At 71.1% G+C, this 22,663-nt stretch carries 20 protein-coding genes; 12 read left to right on the top strand and 8 right to left on the bottom strand.

Going from position 1 to position 22,663, the window contains the following annotated elements:
• Positions 1 to 122 precede the first annotated feature (122 nt).
• The 6 genes from ABDZ66_RS06840 to ABDZ66_RS06865 all read left to right on the top strand — a co-directional run bounded on the left by ABDZ66_RS06840 (position 123) and on the right by ABDZ66_RS06865 (position 7,531).
• Entirely contained in the window at positions 123 to 485 is a 363-nt protein-coding gene (locus ABDZ66_RS06840; protein ID WP_343757315.1) for a response regulator transcription factor, read from the top strand.
• Complete coding sequence (locus ABDZ66_RS06845) at positions 485 to 880, top strand: chemotaxis protein CheW (protein ID WP_343757316.1); 396 nt, start codon at positions 485 to 487, stop codon at positions 878 to 880. The genes ABDZ66_RS06840 and ABDZ66_RS06845 overlap by 1 nt, the downstream gene beginning before the upstream one ends.
• A gap of 100 nt (positions 881 to 980) precedes the next feature.
• Complete coding sequence (locus ABDZ66_RS06850; protein WP_343757317.1) at positions 981 to 3,194, top strand: methyl-accepting chemotaxis protein; 2,214 nt, start codon at positions 981 to 983, stop codon at positions 3,192 to 3,194.
• 52 nt (positions 3,195 to 3,246) lie between these two features.
• Entirely contained in the window at positions 3,247 to 5,946 is a 2,700-nt protein-coding gene (locus tag ABDZ66_RS06855) for a hybrid sensor histidine kinase/response regulator (protein WP_343757318.1), read from the top strand.
• Positions 5,943 to 6,704, top strand: a complete 762-nt coding sequence (locus tag ABDZ66_RS06860; protein WP_343757319.1) for a DUF4388 domain-containing protein — start codon at positions 5,943 to 5,945, stop codon at positions 6,702 to 6,704. Before ABDZ66_RS06855 ends, ABDZ66_RS06860 begins: the two co-directional genes overlap by 4 nt.
• The gene (locus ABDZ66_RS06865) at positions 6,701 to 7,531 is read left to right on the top strand and encodes a response regulator (RefSeq protein WP_343757320.1); all 831 of its coding nucleotides are present in this window, start codon (positions 6,701 to 6,703) and stop codon (positions 7,529 to 7,531) included. The genes ABDZ66_RS06860 and ABDZ66_RS06865 overlap by 4 nt, the downstream gene beginning before the upstream one ends.
• 332 nt (positions 7,532 to 7,863) lie before the next feature.
• Here ABDZ66_RS06865 and ABDZ66_RS06870 read toward each other — a convergent pair whose 3' ends face one another.
• Genes ABDZ66_RS06870 through ABDZ66_RS06890 form a run of 5 tightly spaced genes read right to left on the bottom strand, consistent with a single transcriptional unit; the run spans position 7,864 to position 12,598 of the window.
• Positions 7,864 to 8,445 (bottom strand): antibiotic biosynthesis monooxygenase, encoded by a 582-nt coding sequence (locus tag ABDZ66_RS06870; protein ID WP_343757321.1) that lies wholly within the window; start codon positions 8,443 to 8,445, stop codon positions 7,864 to 7,866.
• A complete protein-coding gene (yedA, locus tag ABDZ66_RS06875) occupies positions 8,442 to 9,353 on the bottom strand; it encodes a drug/metabolite exporter YedA (RefSeq protein WP_343757322.1) in 912 nt (303 codons plus the stop codon). Before yedA ends, ABDZ66_RS06870 begins: the two co-directional genes overlap by 4 nt.
• Positions 9,350 to 10,672 carry a histidinol dehydrogenase gene (gene hisD / locus ABDZ66_RS06880; RefSeq protein WP_343757323.1) on the bottom strand — a complete coding sequence of 441 codons (1,323 nt, stop codon included), beginning with the start codon at positions 10,670 to 10,672 and terminating at the stop codon, positions 9,350 to 9,352. The genes yedA and hisD overlap by 4 nt, the downstream gene beginning before the upstream one ends.
• A gap of 58 nt (positions 10,673 to 10,730) precedes the next feature.
• Positions 10,731 to 11,414 (bottom strand): hypothetical protein, encoded by a 684-nt coding sequence (locus ABDZ66_RS06885; RefSeq protein WP_343757324.1) that lies wholly within the window; start codon positions 11,412 to 11,414, stop codon positions 10,731 to 10,733.
• A complete protein-coding gene (locus tag ABDZ66_RS06890; protein ID WP_343757325.1) occupies positions 11,411 to 12,598 on the bottom strand; it encodes a phosphopentomutase in 1,188 nt (395 codons plus the stop codon). The genes ABDZ66_RS06885 and ABDZ66_RS06890 overlap by 4 nt, the downstream gene beginning before the upstream one ends.
• Positions 12,599 to 12,719: 121 nt before the next feature.
• On the opposite strand from ABDZ66_RS06890, the gene lptB reads away from it, so the two are divergent.
• The 4 genes from lptB (at position 12,720) to ABDZ66_RS06910 (ending at position 16,860) form a co-directional block, all read left to right on the top strand.
• On the top strand, positions 12,720 to 13,511 hold the full coding sequence (lptB, locus tag ABDZ66_RS06895) for an LPS export ABC transporter ATP-binding protein (RefSeq protein ID WP_343757326.1): 792 nt from the start codon (positions 12,720 to 12,722) through the stop codon (positions 13,509 to 13,511).
• Between the two features lie 27 nt (positions 13,512 to 13,538).
• Positions 13,539 to 15,233 carry a DUF3084 domain-containing protein gene (locus ABDZ66_RS06900; RefSeq protein WP_343757327.1) on the top strand — a complete coding sequence of 565 codons (1,695 nt, stop codon included), beginning with the start codon at positions 13,539 to 13,541 and terminating at the stop codon, positions 15,231 to 15,233.
• 237 nt (positions 15,234 to 15,470) lie between these two features.
• Entirely contained in the window at positions 15,471 to 16,685 is a 1,215-nt protein-coding gene (locus ABDZ66_RS06905) for an ABC transporter substrate-binding protein (protein WP_343757328.1), read from the top strand.
• A 19-nt stretch (positions 16,686 to 16,704) separates the two neighbouring features.
• A complete protein-coding gene (locus ABDZ66_RS06910) occupies positions 16,705 to 16,860 on the top strand; it encodes a hypothetical protein (protein ID WP_343757329.1) in 156 nt (51 codons plus the stop codon).
• Positions 16,861 to 16,963: 103 nt separating this feature from the next.
• On the opposite strand, the gene ABDZ66_RS06915 is transcribed toward ABDZ66_RS06910, so the two are convergent.
• Entirely contained in the window at positions 16,964 to 17,623 is a 660-nt protein-coding gene (locus tag ABDZ66_RS06915) for a potassium channel family protein (RefSeq protein WP_343757330.1), read from the bottom strand.
• A gap of 70 nt (positions 17,624 to 17,693) precedes the next feature.
• Positions 17,694 to 19,064 carry a TrkH family potassium uptake protein gene (locus tag ABDZ66_RS06920; protein WP_425544410.1) on the bottom strand — a complete coding sequence of 457 codons (1,371 nt, stop codon included), beginning with the start codon at positions 19,062 to 19,064 and terminating at the stop codon, positions 17,694 to 17,696.
• A gap of 120 nt (positions 19,065 to 19,184) precedes the next feature.
• Between ABDZ66_RS06920 and ABDZ66_RS06925 the strand changes: the two genes are divergently transcribed.
• On the top strand, positions 19,185 to 20,264 hold the full coding sequence (locus ABDZ66_RS06925; protein WP_343757332.1) for a methyltransferase domain-containing protein: 1,080 nt from the start codon (positions 19,185 to 19,187) through the stop codon (positions 20,262 to 20,264).
• Between the two features lie 460 nt (positions 20,265 to 20,724).
• Here ABDZ66_RS06925 and murA read toward each other — a convergent pair whose 3' ends face one another.
• Positions 20,725 to 22,005 carry a UDP-N-acetylglucosamine 1-carboxyvinyltransferase gene (gene murA, locus ABDZ66_RS06930; RefSeq protein ID WP_343757333.1) on the bottom strand — a complete coding sequence of 427 codons (1,281 nt, stop codon included), beginning with the start codon at positions 22,003 to 22,005 and terminating at the stop codon, positions 20,725 to 20,727.
• Positions 22,006 to 22,284: 279 nt separating this feature from the next.
• Here murA and ABDZ66_RS06935 point away from each other — a divergent pair, with 279 nt between their 5' ends.
• Positions 22,285 to 22,509, top strand: coding sequence for a hypothetical protein (locus ABDZ66_RS06935; protein WP_055362750.1), 225 nt, complete (start codon positions 22,285 to 22,287; stop codon positions 22,507 to 22,509).
• Positions 22,510 to 22,663: the final 154 nt, after the last annotated feature.

Raw genomic sequence — 22,663 nt, forward strand, 5'->3', positions numbered from 1 at the left:
GCCGGGCCGCGCCCGGCGCCCGCATTCCCCGTCTTCCCGTTTCGCCTGACCCTCCCGGAATGTTCCGGCCCACTCCCCGCCGGCCCTGACGGGCCGCGGCCCGCAAAGGAAGTTGAATCTGCATGGCACGAATCCTGATCGTTGATGACTCCCCCGCCGACCTGAAGTTCATGGAAGCCGCCCTGAACGGCTCCCCGCACACCGTCACCGCCCTGAACGACCCCAACCAGGTGGAAGCCGTGGCCGACCAGATGCGCCCCGACCTGCTGATGGTGGACGTCGTCATGCCCGGCCGCAACGGCTACGAGGTCGTGCGCGGCCTGCGCCGCCAGCCCGGCATGGACGCCCTGAAGGTCGTGTTCGTGTCCAGCAAGGGCAACGAGACCGACGTGAAGTGGGGCCTGCGACAGGGCGCCGACGACTACATCGTCAAACCGTACACCCAGGATCAGCTGCTGGGCGTCATCTCCAAACTGCTCGGCTGATGCCGGACGCGCTGCTGGTCCGCATTCAGGGCGCGCGCCTGGCCCTGCCTCTCTCGGGTGAGCAGACCATCGCCGAGCTGGGACCGGTGGCACCCCTGCCGAACGGGGAGCCCCTGCTGCTGGGCCTGGCGACCGTGCAGGGCCGCGCGGTGCCGCTGGTGAACCTCGCGCCGCTGCTGCCCGGCGCGTCCGACCCGTCCGGGCTGGACGACCGGCTGATGGTCCTGACCGACCTCGACGGAGACCGCGTGGCCCTGCTGGTCAGCGAGGTGCTGGGGGTCTCGGCCCTGCCGGAAGCCCCGGCGAGCGCCGCGCTGCTGATCGACCTGCCCGGCGGCCCGCTGCTGAACCCGTCTGCCCTGCTGCTCGAACTGCGCGACTCCCTCGAACGCTGATCCCCTCGCCCGCTGATCCCCTCGCCCGCTGAGCCAACCGAACGCCGAGCCCCTCCCCGCGCCCGCCCACTCTCCTGCCCCCCCTCCCGGAGGTTCACCCATGCAACTCCAGTTCCAGACTGCCCGACTGTCCCGCCCTGCCCGCCCTGCCAGTGAACAGCGAGTCGGCTGGCTGGGACGCCTGCGCGTGGGGCAGAAGCTCTCGCTGACCGCACTGGCCTTCGGCGTGCCGCTGACCGTGCTGGTCAGTCTGCTGCTCGCCGCCGAGCAGCGCGACATCACCTTCACGCAGCGCGAGCTGACCGGCATCACGCTGTTCGAGCCGCTCAAGGCCATCGAGACGAACATCAACGCGTTCGTGGACCACTCGCTGGAAGGCAAACTGGACGACGCCGCCAAGAACGCCGCCGCCGTGAACGCCGCCATCGCCACGCTGGAACGTCAGACCGACCCCATCTACCGCGAACGTATCCAGGCCTTCAGGAACGACTGGAAGATCCTCCCGGACGCCATCGGCACGCAGGCCGACCTGGCGATCATCCAGACCTTCCAGAACCTGATCGGCACCTACCAGCGCGGCATGACCGAAGACGCCCTGACCCAGTCGGGCCTGATGCTCGACCCGGTGCCCGACAGCTTCTTCGTGATGGACTCCACGCTGCGCGCCCTGCCGGACATCCTGATCCGCCTGAACATCGCGTACCTGACCGCCGAGGCCGGCCTGCGCGAACCCGGCGACGACGCCGCCTACCTGAACCTGCTGCGCCGCCTGGGCACGGAATTCGAGGCCTCGCTCAGCACCTACAACAGCAGCGTGGAACGCGCCGTGCGCGCCAACCCGGCCCTGAAAGACACCCTCGGCAAGGCCGCGCAGAGCTTCACGGACGCCCTGACGCCGGTGATCGCCGACATCAACCAGGCCGTGGAACTCGGGACCCTCAAGGGCATCAACGTCAACAACATCGAGGACGGCGCGTCCCTCAAAGGCAGCGCCGCCCTGAACGCCGGCACCCAGGCGCTGGCCGGCATTCTCCAGGAGCGCATCGACGAGTCCCGCCGCCGGCTGCTGCTGACCCTGGCACTGGTGGCCACCGCGCTGGTCGTGGCGTTCACGCTGCTGATCCGCCTGTCGCGCTCCATCGTCAAACCGCTGAGCTCGCTGACCCGCGCCAGCCGCGCCCTGTCGCAGGGAGACCTGAACGTGCAGGTGCCGGTGCAGACCCGAGACGAGCTGGGCTTCATGGCCCACACCTTCAACAACGCCGCCGAGCAGCTGCGCGTCAACGAGCAGAAGAACGTCGCCGAGCGTGAGGAAGCCCAGCGCCTGCAGGGCAACATCGGCTCGTTCCTGGACGTGACCATGGACATCGCGGGCGGCGACCTGACCCGCCGCGGCGTGGTCAGTGAGGACGTGCTGGGCAACGTCGTGGACTCCATCAACGTGATGGTCGACGAGCTGAGCGCCGTTCTGGGCGAGGTGCAGAAGGCCTCGGCGTCCGTGACCGACGCCAGCCGCGAGATGCTGGGCACCACCGACCAGATCGTGCGCGGGGCCGACACCACCACTGCCGAGACCCGCCGCGTGGCCGAACAGGTGCAGGCCGTGACCGACGGCTTCCGCGAGATGGCCGACGCCGCCCGCCAGAGCGCCGAGTCCGCCCGGCAGGCGCTCGCGGCGTCCCAGCAGGGTCGCGAGGCCGTGCTGGGCACCCTGGACGGCATGCAGAACATCCGCCGCGAGGTGCAGGGCGTCTCCCGCCGAATCAAGACGCTGGGCGAACGCTCGCTGGAAATTCAGGAGATCGTGGACACCATCTCACGTCTGTCCAGCCAGACCAACCTTCTGGCACTGAACGCCTCCATCGAGGCGGCCGGGGCCGGGGCGGCCGGCAGCCGCTTCGCGATCGTCGCAGACGAAGTGCGTAAACTCGCGGACTCCTCCGCGCAGGCCACGGCCCGCATCGCCAGCCTGATCCGCACGGTGCAGCTGGAAATCACGGAGGTCGTCACCAGCGTGGAAGACGGCACCCGCGAGGTGGAACAGGGCTACCGCGTCGCCGCGACCGCCGGGGAGCGCATCGAGGAACTGGGCACGCTGGCCGCGCAGGCCGCGCAGTTCGCCGAACGAATCAACGCCGCCACCGCCGAACAGGTGCGCAGCGTCGAACAGGTGAGCGAATCGGTGCAGCAGATCGGTCAGGTCGCCGAGCAGTCCCACGAGAGCGTGCAGCAGGGCCGCGCCGCCGCGCAGCGCCTGCAGCACCTCGCGCAGAACCTGCTGCAGAGCCTGTCGCGCTTCAAGCTGCCCAGCTGAGCCGCGCCCTGCCGGCCCTCACCCCCCCCACCCCCCTGCGAGGAACCCTGACATGACGTCCGTCCCCTACAACCCGGTCACCCTGGACGCGGACCTGATCGCCACGTACCTGCAGGACGCCCGCAGCGTCACGGCCGGGATCGAGGACGCGACCGTCGACCTGTGGGTCCCGGCCACGCGCCTGCAGGCCATGGAGACCCTCTGGGTGCTCGGCCACCGCCTGCAGGGCACCGCCGGCCTCTACGGCTACCCGCAGACCGCCGCGCTCGCGGCGCTGCTCGAACGGCTGATGGAAGGCCGCGCCAGCCTGCCCGAGGAGGCCGTACCGCAGATCACCGAGGTGCTCGAACCGGCCGTCGCCTGCCTGAACGCCGCGCTGGACCGCGTCGAACGCGGCGAGGGCGAAGGCGACGTGGGCCTGATGTTCGCCGACCGCGGCGGCCCGGCGCAGGTCACCGCGCTGCTGCGCGCCCACCCCTTCGAACTCAGCGCCCGTGACGCCCGCGACCACAGCCAGGAAGAGCAGCCCTTCGCGGTCGTGAACGCGCCCATCTGGGAGGACTTCGGCCCGGAAGCGGCCGAACTGACCGCCGCGCTGCGCGCCGGTCTGCACGCCGAGACCCCGGACCTGACCGCGCTGTTCCGCGCCGCGCACACCCTGAAAGGCAGCAGCGCCATGGTCGGCCTGCAGGACCTCGCGGACGCCGGGCACGCCCTGGAAGACCTGATGTCCAGCGCCCGCGAGGACGGCATTCCCCTGGACCGCGCGCTGCCGCTGCTCGAGGACGGCCTGAACGTCGCCGAGGCCGTCCTGGCCCACGCCGAGGGCCGCCTGGGTTCCCAGACGGAACGCGTGCAGGCCTACCGCGCCAGCGTCGCCGCGCTGCTCGGCGGTCAGGCACCGGCCCTGCCCGTCGCGGCCGCGCCCACCCACGCGCCGCGCAGCGAGACCCGCCTGAGCGTCCGCGTGGACAGCGCCCGCCTGGACGGCATGCTCGACGACGTGGCCGGACTGGTCGCCAGCCGCGCCCGCCTGAACGGCCTGCTGCTGCGCCAGCAGGGCCTGGCCCGCAGCCTGGACGCCGCGCACGAGCGCGTGCAGCGCACCGTGCGCGACTTCGAGGAACGCTACCTGAACCCGAACCTCACGCCGGGCGGCGCCGCGCCCACCACGCCGGGCGCGGCCCGTCCCTCCGGGGACCTGCACCTGCAAGACCGCCTCGCGGACTTCGGGGCGCTGGAACTCGACACCTACGACGACCTGAACATCCTGGCGCGCGCCGTGACCGAACTCAGCGCCGACCTGACCGAGATCCGCGCGCAGAACGCGCAGGCCATCAGCGCCCTGGGCGACGAACTGACCGGCCTGGAAAAACTGACCCGGCAGCTGCGCGTGGAACTCAGCCGCGCGCGCCTGCTCCCGGTCAGCCGCGTGACCGCCCCGCTGCGCGGCTGGGCGAACCGCCGCACCGACCTGACCCTCACCCTGCACGGCGAGGACAGCCTGATCGACGCGCAGCACGCCGGACCGCTCGGCGAGGCGCTGCTGCACCTGCTCACCAACGCCGCCGTGCACGGCGCGCAGCCCCCAGAGGAGCGCGCCGCGCAGGGCAAACCCGCCCGCCTGCAGGTCAGCGTCTCGGCGCACGTGGCCGACGGTCACCTGAGCGTCACCGTGCAGGACGACGGCCGCGGCCTGAACTTCGAGGCGCTGCGCCAGCGCGCCCTGCAGTCCGGACACGCCAGCGCCGGCGAACTCGCCGCGTACACCGACGAGCAGACCGCGCAACTGGTGTTCCTGCCGGGCCTGAGTACCGCCGGGCAGGTCACCCAGGAGGCCGGCCGTGGCGTCGGCATGGACGCCGTGCGCGACGCCATCGCCCGCATGGGCGGCCGCGTGAACCTGCGCAGCCAGCCCGGTCAGGGCACCGCCATCACCCTGCACGTCCCGGTCGCGCAGCAGATCACGGACGTGCTGGTCATGCGGGTCGGCACGCAGCGCGTCGCGGTGCTCGCCTCGCAGATGCAGGGCATGAGTCTGCTCGAGGGAGACGCGCCCGCCGGCAGCGTCGACCTGAACGACCTGTGGGGCGAGCCACCGGCCGCCGTCCGGTACGTGGCCCGCCTCTCCCTGGGCGGCGCCGGGACCCTGCACGTCCTGGTGGACGAGTTCCTGAGCCTCGAGGAGATCGTGCTGCGCCCCGCCGGGAAACTGCTGGGCAGCCTCGGTTACCTCAGCGGCATGACGACCCTGAACGACCCCTCCGGCCGGGCCTTCCCGGTCGCGATCCTCGACCCGGCCGGGCTGGCGCAGGCCAGCGCGCGGGGCGTGCGCCGCGCCGCCCGGCCGGTCAGCGCCGCGCCGGACCGCGCCCATATCCTGCTCGTTGACGACAGCCTCAGCGTGCGCCGCCACGTGGGCCGCAGCCTCGAACGCTTCGGCTTTCAGGTCACCACCGCCAGCGACGGCCAGGAAGCCCTGGAACGGCTGCTGGCCGGCGAGCGCGCCGACCTGCTGCTCAGCGACCTCGAGATGCCCCGCATGAACGGCTTCGAACTGCTGCGCGCCGTGCGCAGCAGCCCCGCCCACGCCACGCTGCCGGTCGTGATCATGACCACCCGCGCCGGCGAGAAGCACCAGCAGCTGGCCCTGGAACTCGGCGCCAGCGACTACCTCGCCAAACCGGCCGAGGAACGCCTGCTGCAGCGGCGCCTGAACGCCCTGCTGCCCACCGGGAAGGTCCGCGCGTGACCTGGACCGGCTCGGACAGTTGCTGTCTGGTGATCTCGCCGCAGCTGACCCGCGCCCTGTCCCACGCCGCCCTGATCGAGGCCGCCGGCTGGACGGCCTCCACCGCTGCCGGCGGGCTGCACGCCCTGACGCAGATCGAGCGGGAACGCCCGTACCTGGTGGTCATCGACCCGCACCTCGAGGACCTGAGTGCCGCCGACCTGCACGAGATCCTGCGGGACGATCCGGCCAGCGCCGAGACCATCGTCCTGATTCCCGGCGCGCAGCTGCCCAGCCGCTACGGCGGTCCCTACGACGTCGTCGTCCCGGCCGGTCTGAGCGTGCCCGAGGGACTGGCGCGCGCCCTGGGGCGGATGGCGGAACTCACCGCGCCCCGCTGGGCAGACCCGGCCGCCGCCGCGCTCGAAGGCGCCCTGAACGACCTGAACCTGACCGACGTGCTGCTGTGCGCCCAGGAACTGCAGCTCTCGGGGCTGCTGATCGTGCATCTGGGCCCCGAACCTGCGCACCTGGTGGTCCGCCGGGGTGAGATCATAGACGCGGAGTACGGCGCGCTGAACCCGTCCCAGGCGGCCACCCACCTGCTGTCCGTGTCCGGTCCCGGCGAGTTCCGGTTTCACCTGATCTCACCGGACGCCCTGAACGGGTACCCCAAGCAGATCTCCCTCCCCACGTCCCGTCTCCTGATGGAAGCCGCCGTGCAGACCGATCACACGCGCGCGGCCGATCCTCTCAACTCTGCCCTGGAGGCCTCATGAACCCGTCTGATACCCAAGTTACTGCTCCTACCACCGTGCTGGTCGTGGACGACAGCGTCAGTGTCCGCAAGGCCCTGGAGCGCATCCTGGCGCCGCAGGGTTACGTGGTCCGCATGGCCGACAGCGCCGAGAACGCCCTGCTGGCCCTGGAGCCCCTGCCGGACATGATCCTGGCCGACATCCTGATGCCCGGCATGAGCGGCCTGGAACTGGCCCGTACCCTCGGGGACCGTCAGGTGAACGTTCCCGTGATGCTCATGAGCGGCATCGTCGACGAGGTCACCCAGCGTGACGCGCAGGCCGCCGGTGCCTGCGGCGTGCTGCGCAAGCCCTTCACGCCCACCGAGCTGCTGCCGGCCATCGAGCCGCACCTGCAGGCGGCGCTGGCCGCGCGGGATCAGGGAACGGTCCCGGCCGCGCCGGCGCCCGTCATGCCCGCGCCCGTCCCGGCCCCCGTTCCCCCGGCCCCGGTCGTTCCTGCGCCGCAGCAGCCCGCGCCGAGCCCCGCACCCGGCGGGCCGCTGGGCAGCCTGCGCTCGGTGCCCGGCGTGCTCGGGGCGGTGCTGTACAACGCCGACGGCGAACGCCAGGACGAGTTCGGCGAGACGCTCCCCGAAACCTTCGGCATGTACGCCCGGTTCCTGGTGACGGCCGCCGCCACCGCCAGCTTCCACCTGAACCGCGGTGACCTGAGCGGCCTGCAGGTCACGTACGGCCGCCACACGCTGCTGCTGACCCCCTACCGCGACGGGCAGCTCGTCACGTTGCTGGCCGCCGCCAGCGACGCGGCCGCCGTGCAGGACTGGCAGGGCGCACAGCTGAACTGATACGGACTCCGGTTGAATGGGCTGCAAAGGCCATTCAATCCGAGCGGATGCGACTCGGAGAGCTGCCCCGCAGAGCAGGAGAGAAACGGGTTCCGGACGTGGAGTTGACGACCCGGTGCCGTTCCGGGTTGTCAACGAAACAAACGGAATCCGTATGATACGGACTCCGGTTGAATGGGCTGCGAAGGCCATTCAATCCGAGCGGATGCGACTCGGAGAGCGGCCCCGCCGCGCAGGAGCAGAGCGGTCTGCCGGGCGTGCCGCTGGCAACCCGGCGTGTGGGCGGGTGACGGGCGGAACAGACGGCCGTCCGTAATCCCCGGTGGGGGCGGTCAGCGCCGCAGCCAGGGAGTGGCCCAGCGGGTCACGGCCGGCATGACGAGGTAGGTCATGGACAGGACCACCACGATCATCTGCGGCACGGCGCGGATCGGCATGGGGTAGTGGCCCAGCCAGGGTTTCAGCGCCTCCCCGAACAGCCAGGAGGTGCTCACGCTGACCGGGTACAGCGCGGCCAGCGTGAGCAGCGCCATCTTCCAGCGGGGCGGCTGTTGCAGGCGCGCGGCGGCGGGCGGCGTGAACCAGAAGTCCAGGCCCGGCTGTTTCTCGAAACTGACGTGCTCGTCGACCAGCGGCGCGATCCGCGAGAGCCACTCGGCCCGTTCCGGCGAGAGTTCCCAGTCGGCCGCGGCGCTCAGCGAGTCGAAGCGGGCCAGCAGGGTGTACTCCTGCTCGCCGGGCGGGGGGCGGACCACGCCGGTCCCGCGGTGACCGGGAATGCGGGCCAGCAGCGCGTTCGCCTCGGTCAGCAGCGCCTCGTACTCGCCCTCCCGGCCGGGCCGGATGCGGCGGCGCACGACCAGACTGACCGGGTCGGTGGGCCGCGCGTCGGTCAGGTGCAGCTCGCTGCTCACGCGCCCGCTCCGGCCGGGTGGGTGGGGGCGCGGCGGGGCCACACGACCAGCAGCACCCCGGTGAGGATCACGCCCAGCGCCGCCCAGCCCAGCGTGCCCAGTTGCTCGCCACCGAAGCCCACGCCCAGCAGGACAGCCACGACCGGGTTCACGTAGGCGTAACTGGTCGCCAGTGCCGGCCGGGTGTGCGCCACGAGGTACATGTACGCCGAGTACGCCAGCAGGCTGCCGAACACCGTCAGGTACGCCAGCGCCCAGAGGCTCGCGGCGCTGGGGGCGCCCCAGCGTTCGCCCATCAGCAGGCTCAGCAGCAGCAGGACGCCGCCGCCGGTCAGCATCTCGGCGGCGCTGCCCATCAGGCCCGGCGGGAGCGGCAGGTGCCGGGACCACTGACTGCCGAAAGTCCAGCACAGCGGCGCCAGGACCAGCAGCGCGGCGGCCAGCGGCGTGGCCCGCAGTTCCCCGGCGTTCAGCAGCGCGATGCCGATCAGACCCACGGCGATGCCCAGCCACTCGCGGCCGCCCGTGCGTTCCCCCCACAGCCGCCCGAACAGCGCGGCGAACAGCGGCGAGACGGCGATGATCATGGCCGCCACCGAACTGCTCGCGTCCCGCTCGGCCAGCGTGACCAGTCCGGTGCCGCCGCCCAGCAGCAGCGTGCCGATGGCGGCGCTCGCCGCCCACTGCCGCGCGGTCGGGAGGGCCGCGCCGCGCAGCCGCAGTACCAGCAGCAGCAGCGCGCCCGCCACGCCGAAGCGCGCGGCCAGCATCCCCAGTGGCGGCAGCGTCTGGATGGCGACCTTGATTCCGAAGTACGTGCTGCCCCACACGACGTACACGGTGCCCAGGCACAGCAGCACCAGCGGCGTCAGGACCCGCGCGGGGGCCGGGGTGACCGCGGCGCTCATGACGGGTCGCGGGGCAGGCGGCTCTCGATGGCGCGGGCGTGCGCCTCGAGGCCCTCGGCGCGTGCCAGGGTCGCCCCGGCCGGCCCGATGCGGCGCAGCGTGCCCTCGTTCAGACCCACGACCGAGATGATGTTCTGGAAGTCCCGCACGTTCACCGGGCTCATGAAACGGGCGGTGCCGCCGGTCGGCATGACGTGGCTGGGCCCGGCCACGTAATCGCCCAGCGCCTCCATGGAGTACTCGCCGATGAACACGCCCCCGGCGCGTTGCACCTGCCCCAGCAGGCTCCAGGGGTCGCGGGTCAGCAGGCACAGGTGTTCGGGCGCGTACAGGTTCGAGAGTTCCAGCGCCTCGTCCAGCGTGGCGGCCAGCACGACCTTCATGCGCGCCGAGACGCTGTCACGCGCCCAGCCCCGGTTGGGTTCCGGCAGCGCCTCCAGTTGCCCGTTCAGTTCGGCCTGCACGCGCAGCAGCAGCTCGCGGCTCGTCGAGACGAGCACGGGTTCCGCGCCGTTGTGCTCGGCCTGGGCGAGCAGGTCGGCGGCCACGTGGCGCGGGTCGGCGCTGTCGTCGGCCACGACCAGCGTCTCGGTCGGGCCGGGGAGGCTCTCGATGCCGGTCTGGCCGTACACGAGGCGCTTGGCGATCACCACGAACAGGTTGCCGGGCCCGGCGATCTTGTCCACGGCGGGAATGCTGGCCGTGCCGTACGCGAGCGCGGCGATGGCCTGCGCGCCCCCGGCGCGGAACACCTGCGTCAGGCCCAGTTCGCGCGCCGCGACCAGGATGGCCGGGTGAACGCTGCCGTCACGGGCGGGCGGCGTGGTGATCACGATGTCCGTCACGCCCGCCACCTGCGCGGGCACCGCCGTGTGGATCAGGGTGCTGATCAGCGGGGCCAGCCCGCCCGGCACGTACACGCCCACCCGGCCGAGCGGCCGCACCAGCTGTCCCAGTGCGCCGTCCGGCCCGTGGTTCAGGAACCCGTGCGCCGGCTGCTGCCCGTAGAAGGCGCGCACGCGGGTGATGGCGGTCCGGATGGCGGCGTGCAGGTCGGTCGGCACGTGGGCGGCGGCCAGCTCGTCGGCGCTGACGGCCAGGGCGTCCGGGCGCGTGCCGTCCAGCCGCTCGGTCCAGTCGCGCACGGCGTCGTCACCGCGCTCGCGCACGTCGGCCAGGATGCGCTCTGCGACCTGCGTGGGGCTCAGGGCCTCACCGAAGGTCGCCTCGATCCGGGACAGCACGGCGTCCGGCACGGGCAGGTCATTGAAGGTGCGCGTCAGGGCGCGGCGGGCGTCGGGGCCTTCCAGAACTTGCATGATCACTCCAGGAAACAGGAAACAGGCGGATGAACAGAAAAAGGGGAGGGGAGGGGACTCAGGCGCGGCGGCGGCGGGGCGCGTTGCCCGGCGGGGCGCGGCGGCCGGCGCCGGCCGCCACGTTCGCCTCGACCGGGCCGAAATCGGTGGGCTGAATCAGGCGCGTCAGCCGCCACGGCTCGGCCTGCTCCACGAACACGTACGCGCCGCCGGGCCGCAGGTAGAACCCGCTGCACGGCACGCCGCCGATCTCCTGGTCCGGCAGGCGCTGAATCAGGACCCGGCCGCCGGTCAGCTGGGCGTGCGTGCGTTCGGGCGCGTCCGGATCCGCGTGCGCCGGGCCGCGCGACACCAGGGCGCGCAGCCACAGCAGCAGACTGACCGGATCCTGGTACTCGGTGGTGAGGGGGGCGCTGGCCTCGTCACGGCCCTGGCGCAACGTGATCATCCCGGCGCGCCGGTCGAAGTTCACCTCGAAGCCCGCGCGGCCCCGCCCGTCCCCCTCGGCGTACCCCAGGCTGGTGTGCTGCCGGGGGTGCAGGCGGCTGGTCTGCACCCGCCGGATCTCGGGCAGCACGCCGCCGAAGTCGGTCTGCACGCGGGCCACGACGGCGCTGCGCTCCGGATGGATGGTCCAGTTCTGCTCGCCGGCGTAGCGGCCGCCGAGCGTCAGGGTCAGCGTGAACGCTTCCGGCGCGGCGTACAGGCCGTCCGGCAGCGGTGCGGGCGCCGGCCCGTTCACCCGTTCCGTGCGCCCAGCTGCGGCCAGAAGCTCTCGCCCGGTCCGCTCCAGGTGGCGCCGAGCGCGTCGGCGACCGTGGCGCCCACGTCCGCGAAGGTGGCGCGTTCGCCCAGGTCCACGCCCGCCGCCCCGGCGCGGTGCGCCAGCAGCAGCCCGTACTCGCGGGTGTGGTCCGAGCCGCGCCACGTGGGGTCGTTCCCGTGGTCGCTGATGACGATCAGCGCGCCCCCGCCGGGCACGGCGGCGATCAGGTCCGGCAGGGCCGCGTCGAACTGCGCGAGGCAGGCGCTGTAGCCCTGCGGGTCGCGGCGGTGCCCGAACCGACTGTCGAAATCGACCAGGTTCGTGAAGATCAGGCCGCTCGTGCCCTCGGCGGCCGCGCGGCGCATCCGATCCAGGGTCTTGGCGATGCCGTCGGCGTTGTCGTCGGTGTGGATCTCCTCGGTGAAGCCCCGGTGCGCGTAGATGTCCGGAATCTTCCCGATGCCCACGACCGCCTGCCCCGCGTCCTTCAGGGCGTCCAGCACCGTGGGCGGCGGGATCAGGCTGAAGTCCTTGCGGTGCTCGTTCACGCGCTCGAACGGCCGCTCGCCGCGGAACGGGCGGGCGATCACGCGGGCCACGGCGTACTCGCCCTGCAGGATCTCGCGCGCCGCGGCGCACCACGCGTACAGCGTCTCCAGCGGCACCACGTCCTCATGCGCGGCAATCTGGAACACGCTGTCGGCGCTGGTGTACACGATGGGTTTGCCCGTCCGGACGTGCTCCTCACCGAAGTCCAGCAGCACGTCGGTGCCGCTGTACGGGCGGTTGCACAGGTGCCCGGTGCCGGTCGCCGCGTCGAAGCGGTCCATCACCTCGGGCGGGAAACCGTCCGGGAACACCTGGAAGGCGTGCTCCAGCTGCACGCCCATGAACTCCCAGTGGCCGGTGCTGGTGTCCTTGCCGGGACTGACCTCGCGCATCCGCCCGAAGGCCCCCTGCGCGGGAACGGCCGGGATGGTCGCCGGGTCGGTGTGGATGGTCGGCACGCGCGCCAGCCCCAGCGCCGCGAGGTTCGGCAGGTGAACGGGCGCGGCCTGCAGGGTGTGGTTCAGGGTGTGCGCTCCGGTATCCCCGAAGCTCGCGGCGTCCGGCAGTTCGCCGGCACCCACGGAATCCAGTACGACAATCGTCAGCAACATGCCGCCCAGTCTAATGCGCCCGCCCGCGCCGCCCCATGCGTGCGCCCACAGTCCCCGCGCCCTTGCCGGGACAGGGGAGTTCATCACGGGGCTCATGGGGGGCGCGTGGTACGCTGCGCACGTGACTGCTCCCGCCTCCCGGACCCCTTCTCAGACGGCGGTCACGCCCGACCTGGCCGCCCCGGAACGCCCGGTCCTGCACGCCGAGCACCTGGGCAAGACCTACGGGCGCCGCGCCGTGGTCCGCGACGTGAACCTGACCGTCCGGCCCGGTGAGATCATCGCCCTGTTCGGCCCGAACGGCGCGGGCAAGACCACCACCTTCTACATGCTGGTGGGCTTCATCCGCCCCGGCGCGGGCCGCATCGCGCTGGGCGACCGGGACGTGACGCGCCTGCCCATGCACGAACGCGCCCGCCTGGGCCTGGGCTACCTGCCGCAGGAGCCCAGCGCCTTCCGGAAACTCACGGCCCGCGACAACCTGCTGGCCATCCTGGAATACCAGAACCTCAGCCGCGCCGAGCAGGAAGCCCGCGCGGACTCGCTGCTCGCCGAGTTCGGCCTGACGCACCTGGCGGGCAGTTACGCCTACCAGCTGTCCGGCGGGGAACGCCGCCGCCTGGAACTGGCCCGCGCCCTGACCACCGATCCCGACTACCTGCTGCTGGACGAACCCTTCACCGGCGTGGACCCCAAGAGCATCCGCGAGATTCAGCGCCTGATCCACGAGTTGCGTGACCGCCGGGGCCTGGGCGTGTTCATCACCGACCACAACGTCCGCGAGACCATCGCCCTGACCGACCGGGTGTACCTGATGTTCGACGGGCAGGTGAAGTTCGAGGGCACCCCCACCCAGTTCGCGCAGGACGAGGACGCCCGCCAGTACTACCTGGGCGACGACTTCGAACTGTGACGCCCGCCGCCCCCCGGAGGCCCTGAGATGCTGTGGTTGTTCCTGCCGTTCGTGATCGTCCTCTCGGGCGTGGTCGCCTACGCCGCCGACACCATCGCCCGCAAGGCCGGCCGCAAGCACATCCGCCTGTTCGGCCTGCGCCCCAAGACCACCGCGCTGCTCGTGGCGGTGCTCTCCGGCATGGGCATCAGCGCCGCCAGCCTCGCGGCCTTCCTGCTGCTCAACAGCAGCGCCGTGAACACCATCGCGCAGGCCGACCAGCTGCGCCCGCAACTCGAGGCGCTGCGCGGCGAGATCCGCAGCGTGCAGGGCGACCTGAAGGCCGCGCAGGCCGACCGGGACCGCGCGCAGCAGGAAGCCCGGACGCTGCGCGACCAGCAGACGCTGGCGCTGCGGGACCTGAAAAGCACCCGCGCCGACCTGAACGCCGCCCGCACCGCCGAGCAGAAACTCAAGGCCGAGGCCGCCGCCCTGCAGACCCGCGTGAAGACCCTCACCGGCACCATGACGGCCCTGGAACGCCGCGCGCAGCAGAACCGCGCGAAACTCGCCGCCAGCGAGCAGGCCCTGACCAGCTCCCAGGCGCGCGCCCAGACCCTCGACGCGCAGGTCATCGACCTCGCTGCCCGCATCGCCCTGAGCGAACAGGAGACCCGCACCGCGCAGGACCGCGCCCGCGCCGCCCAGGCGGTCGCCGAGCAGGCCCAGCAGAGCGCCGCGTCCCAGCAGGCCGCCGCGCGGGCCGCGCAGCGCGCCGCGCGTGAACAGGCCCAGCAGGCCCGCGCGCAGGTCGCCACCCTGAGCGAACAGGTCCGGACCCTGAACGCCTCACGCGCGGCCGCCAACGCCGCCCTGAGCGCCGCGCAGGCCGCGCTGACCCGCGCCCGCGAGCAGCAGCAGGCCGCGCAGCAGACCCGCGACCGCCTGCTGGCCGAACGCACCCAGCTGACCGGCGAACGCGACGCGGCTGCCCGCGACCGCGACCGCGTCCGGTCGGAACTCACGGCCCTCCAGACCCAGCAGACGCAGCTGCGGGCGCAGCAGGCCCAGCTGCGCGCCAGCAACGAGGCCCTCGGCCGTGACCTCGCCGCCGCCCGCGAGACGCTGGGCAAACTGCAAGACGAGTACTCCAGCAGCCGCGCCGAACTGAGCGCCAGCCGCAACACCGACCTCGCCTACCCCAAGAACGACCTCGTGTACGCCGCCGTGGTGCCCAGTGTCCGCAACCTCGACACCTTCCTGGCCGACGCCGCCCGCAGCGCCCAGACGCGCGGGGCGCGCGGCACGCCCAGCGTGCGCCTCGGTCCCGGCGCGCGCAGCCTGCTGGAGACCAAGCTGCGCGGCCTGAACGCCAGCACCTTCGTGCAGTGCCGCGCCGCTCAGAACGCCGCCGTGGGCTTCCCGGTGGACCTCAGCTGCGACGCGCGCGCGAACAACGTCCTGTACCGCGGCGATCAGGTGATCCGCCGCGCCACCGTCAACCTGAACGTCACGCCCGGCGCCCTGCAGGAACAGGTGAACGACCTCGTCAAGGACACGGTCCTGGACATCACGGCGCGCGGCGTGCCCAGCGAGTACGTGCAGGGCCTGGACGTGACGGAACTCGTGACGCTGCTCAGCCGCCTCGGTGCGCGCAGCGGCCCGGTCGCCACCGTCGGCATCGCCGCCCGCCAGGACGTGCGCCCCGGCACCCGCGTGGACCTGTACCCCGTCCTGCCCTAGAGCAGTGGCCATCAAGAGGCAGTCCTGATGGCCGGGCGGACCTGGAACGCTCCGCAGGAGAGCGGGTGACTGTGGACGGGCCGGACGGACGGGAACAGCCGCGAAGCAGAGAATGGAGGCAGCGGAACAACCGACGTCCGACGCCTCCATTCGGAGAACGGCCCCAACGCTGCCTGTCCTGAACGCCGCCCACCGGGGCGCCAGCCTGGCGTCAGGTTCAGCCGCTAGACTCGCGGCATGCGCCTGTCCCTCCGCTCCCTGGCCCTGACCGCCCCGCTGGCCCTGACGGCCCTGAACGCCGCGCAGGCCGCGCCGGTCCGCGTGGAATTCTGGCATGCCATGACCGGCGTGCAGGACACTGTCGCCGCCTACGCCCGCGACTTCAACCGCTCGCAGGGGAGCTTCGAGGTCGTGCCGGTCGCGCAGGGCAACTACCGCGAACTGCTGCCGAAACTCCAGGCGGCCCTGAAAACCGGCGGCGCACCCGCACTCGTCCAGCTGGAATTCACGCAGTTTCCCGCGCTGGCCGCCGCCGGGCAGCTCACGGACCTGACCCGCACCGTGGACGCCCTGCCCGACGCCCTGAAAAGCGACTTCTACCCGGCCGTGTGGCGTGCCGGCGAGATGGGCGGCCGCACCTACGGCCTGCCGTGGAACGTGAGCGTCCCGGTCCTGATGTTCAACGCCCGCATCCTGGAGAACGCCGACCTGAAGGTCCCCGACACCTGGGCCGACCTGGAACGCGCCAGCCGCGTCCTCGCCACCGGCGGCCGCCGCCCCCTGGTCGCCGCCGCCGACGCCTGGACCTTCGAGGCGAACGTCCTGTCCCGCGGCGGGACGCTCAGCAGCGGTCAGGAACCCCGCCTGAACAGCCCGGACGCCATCGAGGCGCTCACGCAGCTGGCCCGCATGAGTGCCGCCGGGCAGGCGCAGCCCCGCAGCCTGGCCGAGGCCACCCGCGCCGCCTTCGACTTCGCGCGCGGGCAGAACGTGTTCGTGCTGGCCAGCGTCGCCAACTGGACCGACGCCCGCAAACTTCCGTTCTTCAAGCTGGGCGTCGCGCCGTTCCCCTGCGAGAAACCCGGTGCCTGCACCGTCCCGCTGGGCGGCGCGACCCTGGCCATCCCGAAAGGCACCCCCGCAGCCGAGCAGGCCGGCGCGGCGGCCTTCTGGACGTACCTGACGCAACCCGAACGGCTCGCCAGCTGGGTGCAGGCCACCGCCTACGCCCCCCCGCGCCGCGCGGCCGTGCCGCTGCTGGACGGCTGGTACGCCCGGAACCCGCAGCTGCGGGGCGCACACGCCCAGATGAACCGCGCCGTGCCGCGCCCCACCACGCCCGACTACGCCGGCTGGACGGCGCTGCTGGAAGACGCCATGCAGAAGGCCACGACCGGCAAACTGAGCGCAAAGGCCGCCCTGGACGACGCGCAGCGGCAGGCGCAGCGCTGAGCGCCGTATGCTGCCCGGCATGAAGACCGTGTACCTGCTGCTGACCCTGGCGACCGCCGCACTGCTGCTGCTGTTCCTGCTGCGGCCCGGCGCGGCCCGCGCAGCGGCCGTGTGGGGCCTGGCGGCGCTCCTGCCGCTGCTGGCGGCGATGGTCGTGGCCCTGGGTCACCCGTAGGCCGTGGGGCCTCCCGTGCGGCATGGCCCACGCTGCGGAGCCGCTCTCCGGGTCGCTTCGCTCGGATTGAACGGCTTGTAGGGCCATTCAATCCGGGTCCGCCTCATTCGCCCAGGTAACGGCGCAGTTCGTCCAGGGCGTGACTGGTGCCGATCAGCACGAGTTTGTCGTGGGGGCGCAGTTCGTCCTCTGCGCCGGGGGTCACCTCGATCTTCCCGGCGCGGCTCATGGCGATGACCTGCACCCCGAAGCGGCCCGTGAGGTTCAGGTCGCGCAGCGTGCCTTTCAGGCGTTCGTTCGCCTCGATCTCCACGACGGCGTAATCGCTGCCCAGGTCCAGGGTATCCACGATGTTCGGCGTGGCGATCTGCCGCGCCAGGCGCACGCCCATGTCATGCTCGGGCCGGATCACCAGGTCCGCGCCGATGCGTTCGAGCACGCGGCGGGCCATCTCGTCGATGGCCTTGCAGACCACGTACGGCGCGCCCAGGCTCTTGGCGTTCATGGTGGCCAGGATGTTCGACTGCACGTCCGTGCCGATGGCGACCACGACCACGTCGAAGTCCGCGACGCCCAGGGCACGCAGGGCGCGTTCGTCGCTGGCGTCCAGCACGGCGGCGTGCGTGACGAGGTTCATGACCCGCTCGACGTTCTCCTCGTGCTGATCGACGGCGATGACCTCGTGGCCCATCTCGTAGAGGGTGGTGGCGACCGCCGTTCCGAAGCGGCCGAGTCCGATCACCAGGCATTGTTTGCTTTTCATGGGAAGTCCTTTCTGGGGGGCTGCGCGGCCCGGGGTGGGGGAGAGGCGGGAGGGCAGTGGAGGGGCGGGCTCAGCCGATCAGGATGTCCTTCTCGGCCGGGTAGCGGATCAGGTCGCCGGAACCCGAGCGGCTGAACGCCACCGCGAACGTCAGCGGTCCGATGCGGCCCAGGAACATCAGGACGATCAGAACGACGTGCTGATCGGGGTTCAGCAGCGGCGTGGTGTTCATGCTCAGGCCAACCGTTCCGAAGGCACTGACCGCCTCGAAGAACAGGTTCACGAAACGCACGTCCGCGCGGGTGTTGAGGGCCAGCAGCAGCGTGAACATGATGTTCACCAGCCCGATGCTGAGCAGCCCGACGGTCATGGCCCGCAGGATCGTGTCGGTGTCCAGTCGGCGGTGGAACAGCGTCGCGTCCCGCCGGCCGCGCACCATGCTCCAGGCGCTGGCCATCATGACGTAGAAGGTGCTGGTCTTGATGCCGCCCCCGGTCCCGCCGGGGTTCGCGCCGATGAACATCAGGATGATGCTGACGAACAGGGTCGTGAGGCCCATCGCGCCGTAATCCAGCGTGTTGAACCCGGCCGTGCGGGTCGTGACGCTCTGGAAGAAGCTGGCCAGCAGTTTCGCGCCGAAACCCAGCGGTCCCAGCGTGGCCGGGTTGTTCCACTCGAAGATCAGGTACGTCAGGGTGCCCAGTACCAGCAGGACCGTCATCATGGTCAGGACCAGTTTGCTGTGTACCAGCAGGCGGTTACGGCGCGGGTCCATCAGGTGCGCGACGACGTTCAGCTGCACCAGGAACCCGGTGCCGCCCAGGATGATCAGCAGCGCCACGACCAGGCTCACGAGCGGGTCCGCCACGAAATTCATCAGGTTGTTGCTGTACAGCGCGAACCCCGCGTTGTTGAAGGCGCTGACCGAGTGGAACAGCGCGTAGAACAGCCCCCGCCCCCAGCCTTCGAGCGGCACGAACCGGAACGCCAGCAGCGCCGCGCCGGCCAGTTCGATCAGGAAGGTGTACAGGAAGATGCTGCGGATCAGCGACAGCACCCCGCCGGCGTTCAGGGCGCCCACCTGCTGCGCCACCCGCAGCCGCTCGCTGAAGTTCACGCGGCGGCGCGAGAGCAGCGCGAACGACGTTCCGAACGTGATGATCCCCAGGCCGCCCAGCTGGATCAGCAGCATGATGATCACCTGCCCCAGCCGGTTGAAGTCCTTGGCGGGGTCCACCACGTTCAGGCCGGTCACGCACAGCGCGCTGGTGGACGTGAACAGCGCCTGCAGGAAATTCACGGAGCGGCGCGTGCCGTCCGGGTTCACGCCGTGCGTGACCGGCAGGCTCAGCAGCGCGCCCCCCACCAGGATCGCCAGCGCGAACGACAGCGCAATCAGCTGCGGCGGACTCAGGCGGGAGTACAGCGTCTTGCGGCGCACGGTTCGGACTGCGCCGGGTGGACCGGCGGTCGGGCGGGATGGCGGTGGGCGGGTCATAGATCGGCCCGGATTCTACGCCCACGCGTCCGTCGGTGCGCGGCGGCCTTATACTGTCCTGCTATGCCCCGACCCGCCCGATCAGACCGAACCGCGCCCACCGGCCGGAAATCCAGCCGACCCAAGGTCGATCACCGTACCCGCGCGCCCGCCCACGAGTACGAACTCGAGGCGCTGGCCGGCCTGGAACACGTGGCTGCCACCGAACTCGACACCGTGCCGCTCGCCCGTGACATCCGCGGCCCGCGCTTCTGGTACCCCGGCGACCCGGAACGCCTGACCCGCATGAAGAGCGTGACGGCCGTGTACCGCGTGCGCGGCTGGGACGTGCCCCGCCCGCGTGGCCTGCTGGGCCACCAGCAGCTCGGGGAACTGACGGCCTTCCTGCAGGAGGTCGTGGCGGTCGGCGGGCACACGTCCTTCCGGATCGGCGCGGCCGGCCGCGAGAGTCCGGTCATGCAGCGCATCGCCGAGGAACTCCAGACGGCCCTGCAACTCCCGCACGAACCCGAGACCGGCGAACTGCTCATCCGCATCCTGCCGCAGCAGCAGGGTGAGGGTTGGGACGTGCTGGCCCGCATCACCCGCCGCCCCCTGAGCGCCCGCGCGTGGCGGGAGTGCAACATGGCCGGCGGCCTGAACGCCACCATCGCCTACGCCGCCCACAAACTCGCCGGTCAGCGCGACAACGACCGGATCTTCAACCCCATGAGCGGCAGCGGCACCCTCCTGATCGAGCGCGCCCTGATGGGCCCCTACGACGCGATGGTCGGCGTGGACATCAGTGCGGACGCCGTGCGCTGCGCGCAGACGAACATCCGCGCCGCGAAACGCGAGATCGAGGTCGCGCAGATCGACGCGCTGCACACCGGTCTGCCCGCCCGGTCCTTCGACCTGGTCATGGCCGACCTGCCCTGGGGGGACGCCATCGGCACGCACGGCGGCAACGAGGCCCTGTACCCCGCCTTCCTCAAGGAGATGGGCCGCCTGACCAGCCAGCGCGGGCGTCTGTGCGTCATCACGCATGAGATCCGCCTGTTCGAGCGGGTGCTGGCCGAACAGCAGAAATGGAGCGCCCATGAACTGTTCCAGGTGGCCAGCGGCGGGCATCACCCCAAGGCCTACCTGCTCAGCAAGACCTGATACGGACTCCGATTGAATGGCTTACAAAGCCGTTCAATCCGAGCGGATGCGACTCGGAGAGCTGCTCCGCAGAGAAGGAGCAAAACGGGTTCCGGACGTGGAGTTGGCAATCCGGTGCTGTCCCGGGTTGTTAACGAAACAAACGGAATCCGTATGATGCCTGTGCGGGGCCGCTCTGCGAGCCGCCTCCGCCCGGATCGAACGGGTGTGGCAACCCATTCAACCCGGGTGCGTCTCAGCAATGGTGCGGACAGGTTCATACCTTCAGGGCAGACCAGCGATGAACACGCCGTGTTTCCCCCTCCCGCTTGAGGGGGGAGGCTGGGAGGGGGTGAGCAGGAATGGCGTCACAGAAGACGTGTGCCATGCCTGTCCCCTCTGGCGCTTGAACAGTATCCGCACCATTGATCATACGGACTCCGGTTGAATGCCTTACGAAGGCAGTCAATCGGAGTCCGTATCAGTCGGCGGCGGCCAGGTTGCCTTCCGGCTGCGTGACGTTGGCGCCCAGGCCGCGCAGTCGCTCGGCGAGGCGTTCGTAGCCGCGGTTGAGGTACTGCACGCCGTCGATGACGGTGTCGCCCTCGCAGGTCAGGCCCGCGATGAACAGCGCGGCCCCGGCGCGCAGGTCGGCGGCCTTGACGGGCGCGGCGTGCAGCGGCGCACCCTGGATCACCTGGGTGTAGCCGCTGACGGTGATGTTGGCACCCATGCGGGTCAGCTCGGCCACGTGCGTCAGGCGGTCGGGGTACACCGGGTCCTGCACGACGCTGGTGCCCGGAACCGTGGCCAGCAGGGCGCTCATCTGGGGTTGCAGGTCGGTGGGGAAGCCCGGGTAGCTCTGGGTGGTGATGTTCACGGGGCTCAGGGTGCGGTTGCGGGCGTCCACGGTCAGGGTGCTGCCCTGCTCGGTGATGTCGACGCCCATCTCCTGCAGCTTGCCGGTCACGGCGCGCAGGTGGTCCGGGCGGACGTTCGTGAGGGTGATGCGGCTGCGGGTGGCGGCGGCCAGCATCATGAACGTGCCGGCCTCGATGCGGTCGGGAATGACGGTGTACGTGCCGCCGCGCAGCGCGCTGACGCCGCGCACGGTGATGGTGTTCGTGCCGGCGCCCTGGATGTCCGCTCCCAGGCTGTTCAGGAACTCGATCATGTCGACCACGTCGGTGTCGATGCTGGCGTTTTCCAGCGTCACCACGCCGTCTCCGAGCACGCTGGCCAGGATGGCGTTGTGCGTGCCGCCCACGGTCAGCAGCTCGAAGATGAAGTGTCCGCTGAGGCTGCCCTGGCGGGTCGCCTCGAAGTTCCCGCCGTCCTCGTTCACCTGGGCTCCCAGGGCGCGCAGGGCCTTGACGTGCTGGTCGACGGGGCGCGGGCCCCAGGCGCAGCCGCCGGGCATGGACACGGTTGCGCGGCCCGCGCGGGCCAGGATCGGGCCCATCACGATGAAGCTGGCGCGCATCTTGCTGACCAGCGCGTAGGGCGCGTCGGTGTTCAGGATCTCGGGCGTGAACAGTTCGAGGCTGTTCTCGCCGACCCAGGTGTGCTGCGTGCCGATGTGGGCGAGCAGGTCCAGGATGGTCATGACGTCGCTGAGGTGCGGGATGCCGTGCAGGGTCACCCGCTCACGGCTCAGGAGGCTGGCCACGATGATGGGCAGCGCCGCGTTCTTGCTGTGCTGAACGGCAATCTCGCCGCTGAGTTCGCGGCCTCCCTGGACGTGCAGTGGGGTCAGTTGCATGGCGGTATCCTTTCGTGGTCTTCACGGGCGCGTGAGGCGGGGGGGGGATGGCCGCTGGCCGGAAGCCTCACGCGGCTTGGGTGCATGTTACACATCTTGCTCAAGGTGTGTCCACACTCACGATAACGCGCACGCGTCCTGCGAGGATGAGCCGTATCTACAGGCCCGTCGTCAGGGGAGTCTCATGTTGAGGGTACTCAGGCTGCGTGCTAGGCTGCGGGTACGACCACACCCAGCACCGTTGTCCCCGGGCAGCGGGAGCTCCCTTTCAGGAGAGGCATGCCCAAGAAGGAACGTAAACGCCTGCAGGTGGTGATCAGCGACGAACAGGACGCCCTGCTGACCCGCACGGCCTACGAGCTGTCCAGCCCCGAACGACTGATCAGCAAGAGCGAAGTCGTGAGGCTCGCCATCGAGAAGATCGCCCGTGAACTCGGCGAGGGCGAGAACCTCGAGCAGTACCGCTCGATCCTGGACACCGAACTGCTCAGCGACGACGCCTGATCCGGATTCCGATTGAATGGGCTGCAAAGCCCGTTCAATCCGAGCGGTTGCGACTCGGAGAGCTGCTCCGCAGAGAAGGAGAGAAGCGGGTTCCGGACGTGGAGCTGGCAATCCGGTGAAGTTCCGGATTGTCGGCGAAACAAACGGAATCCGC

It is taken from the genome of Deinococcus depolymerans, from assembly GCF_039522025.1.
Taxonomy (GTDB): Bacteria; Deinococcota; Deinococci; order Deinococcales; family Deinococcaceae; genus Deinococcus; species Deinococcus depolymerans.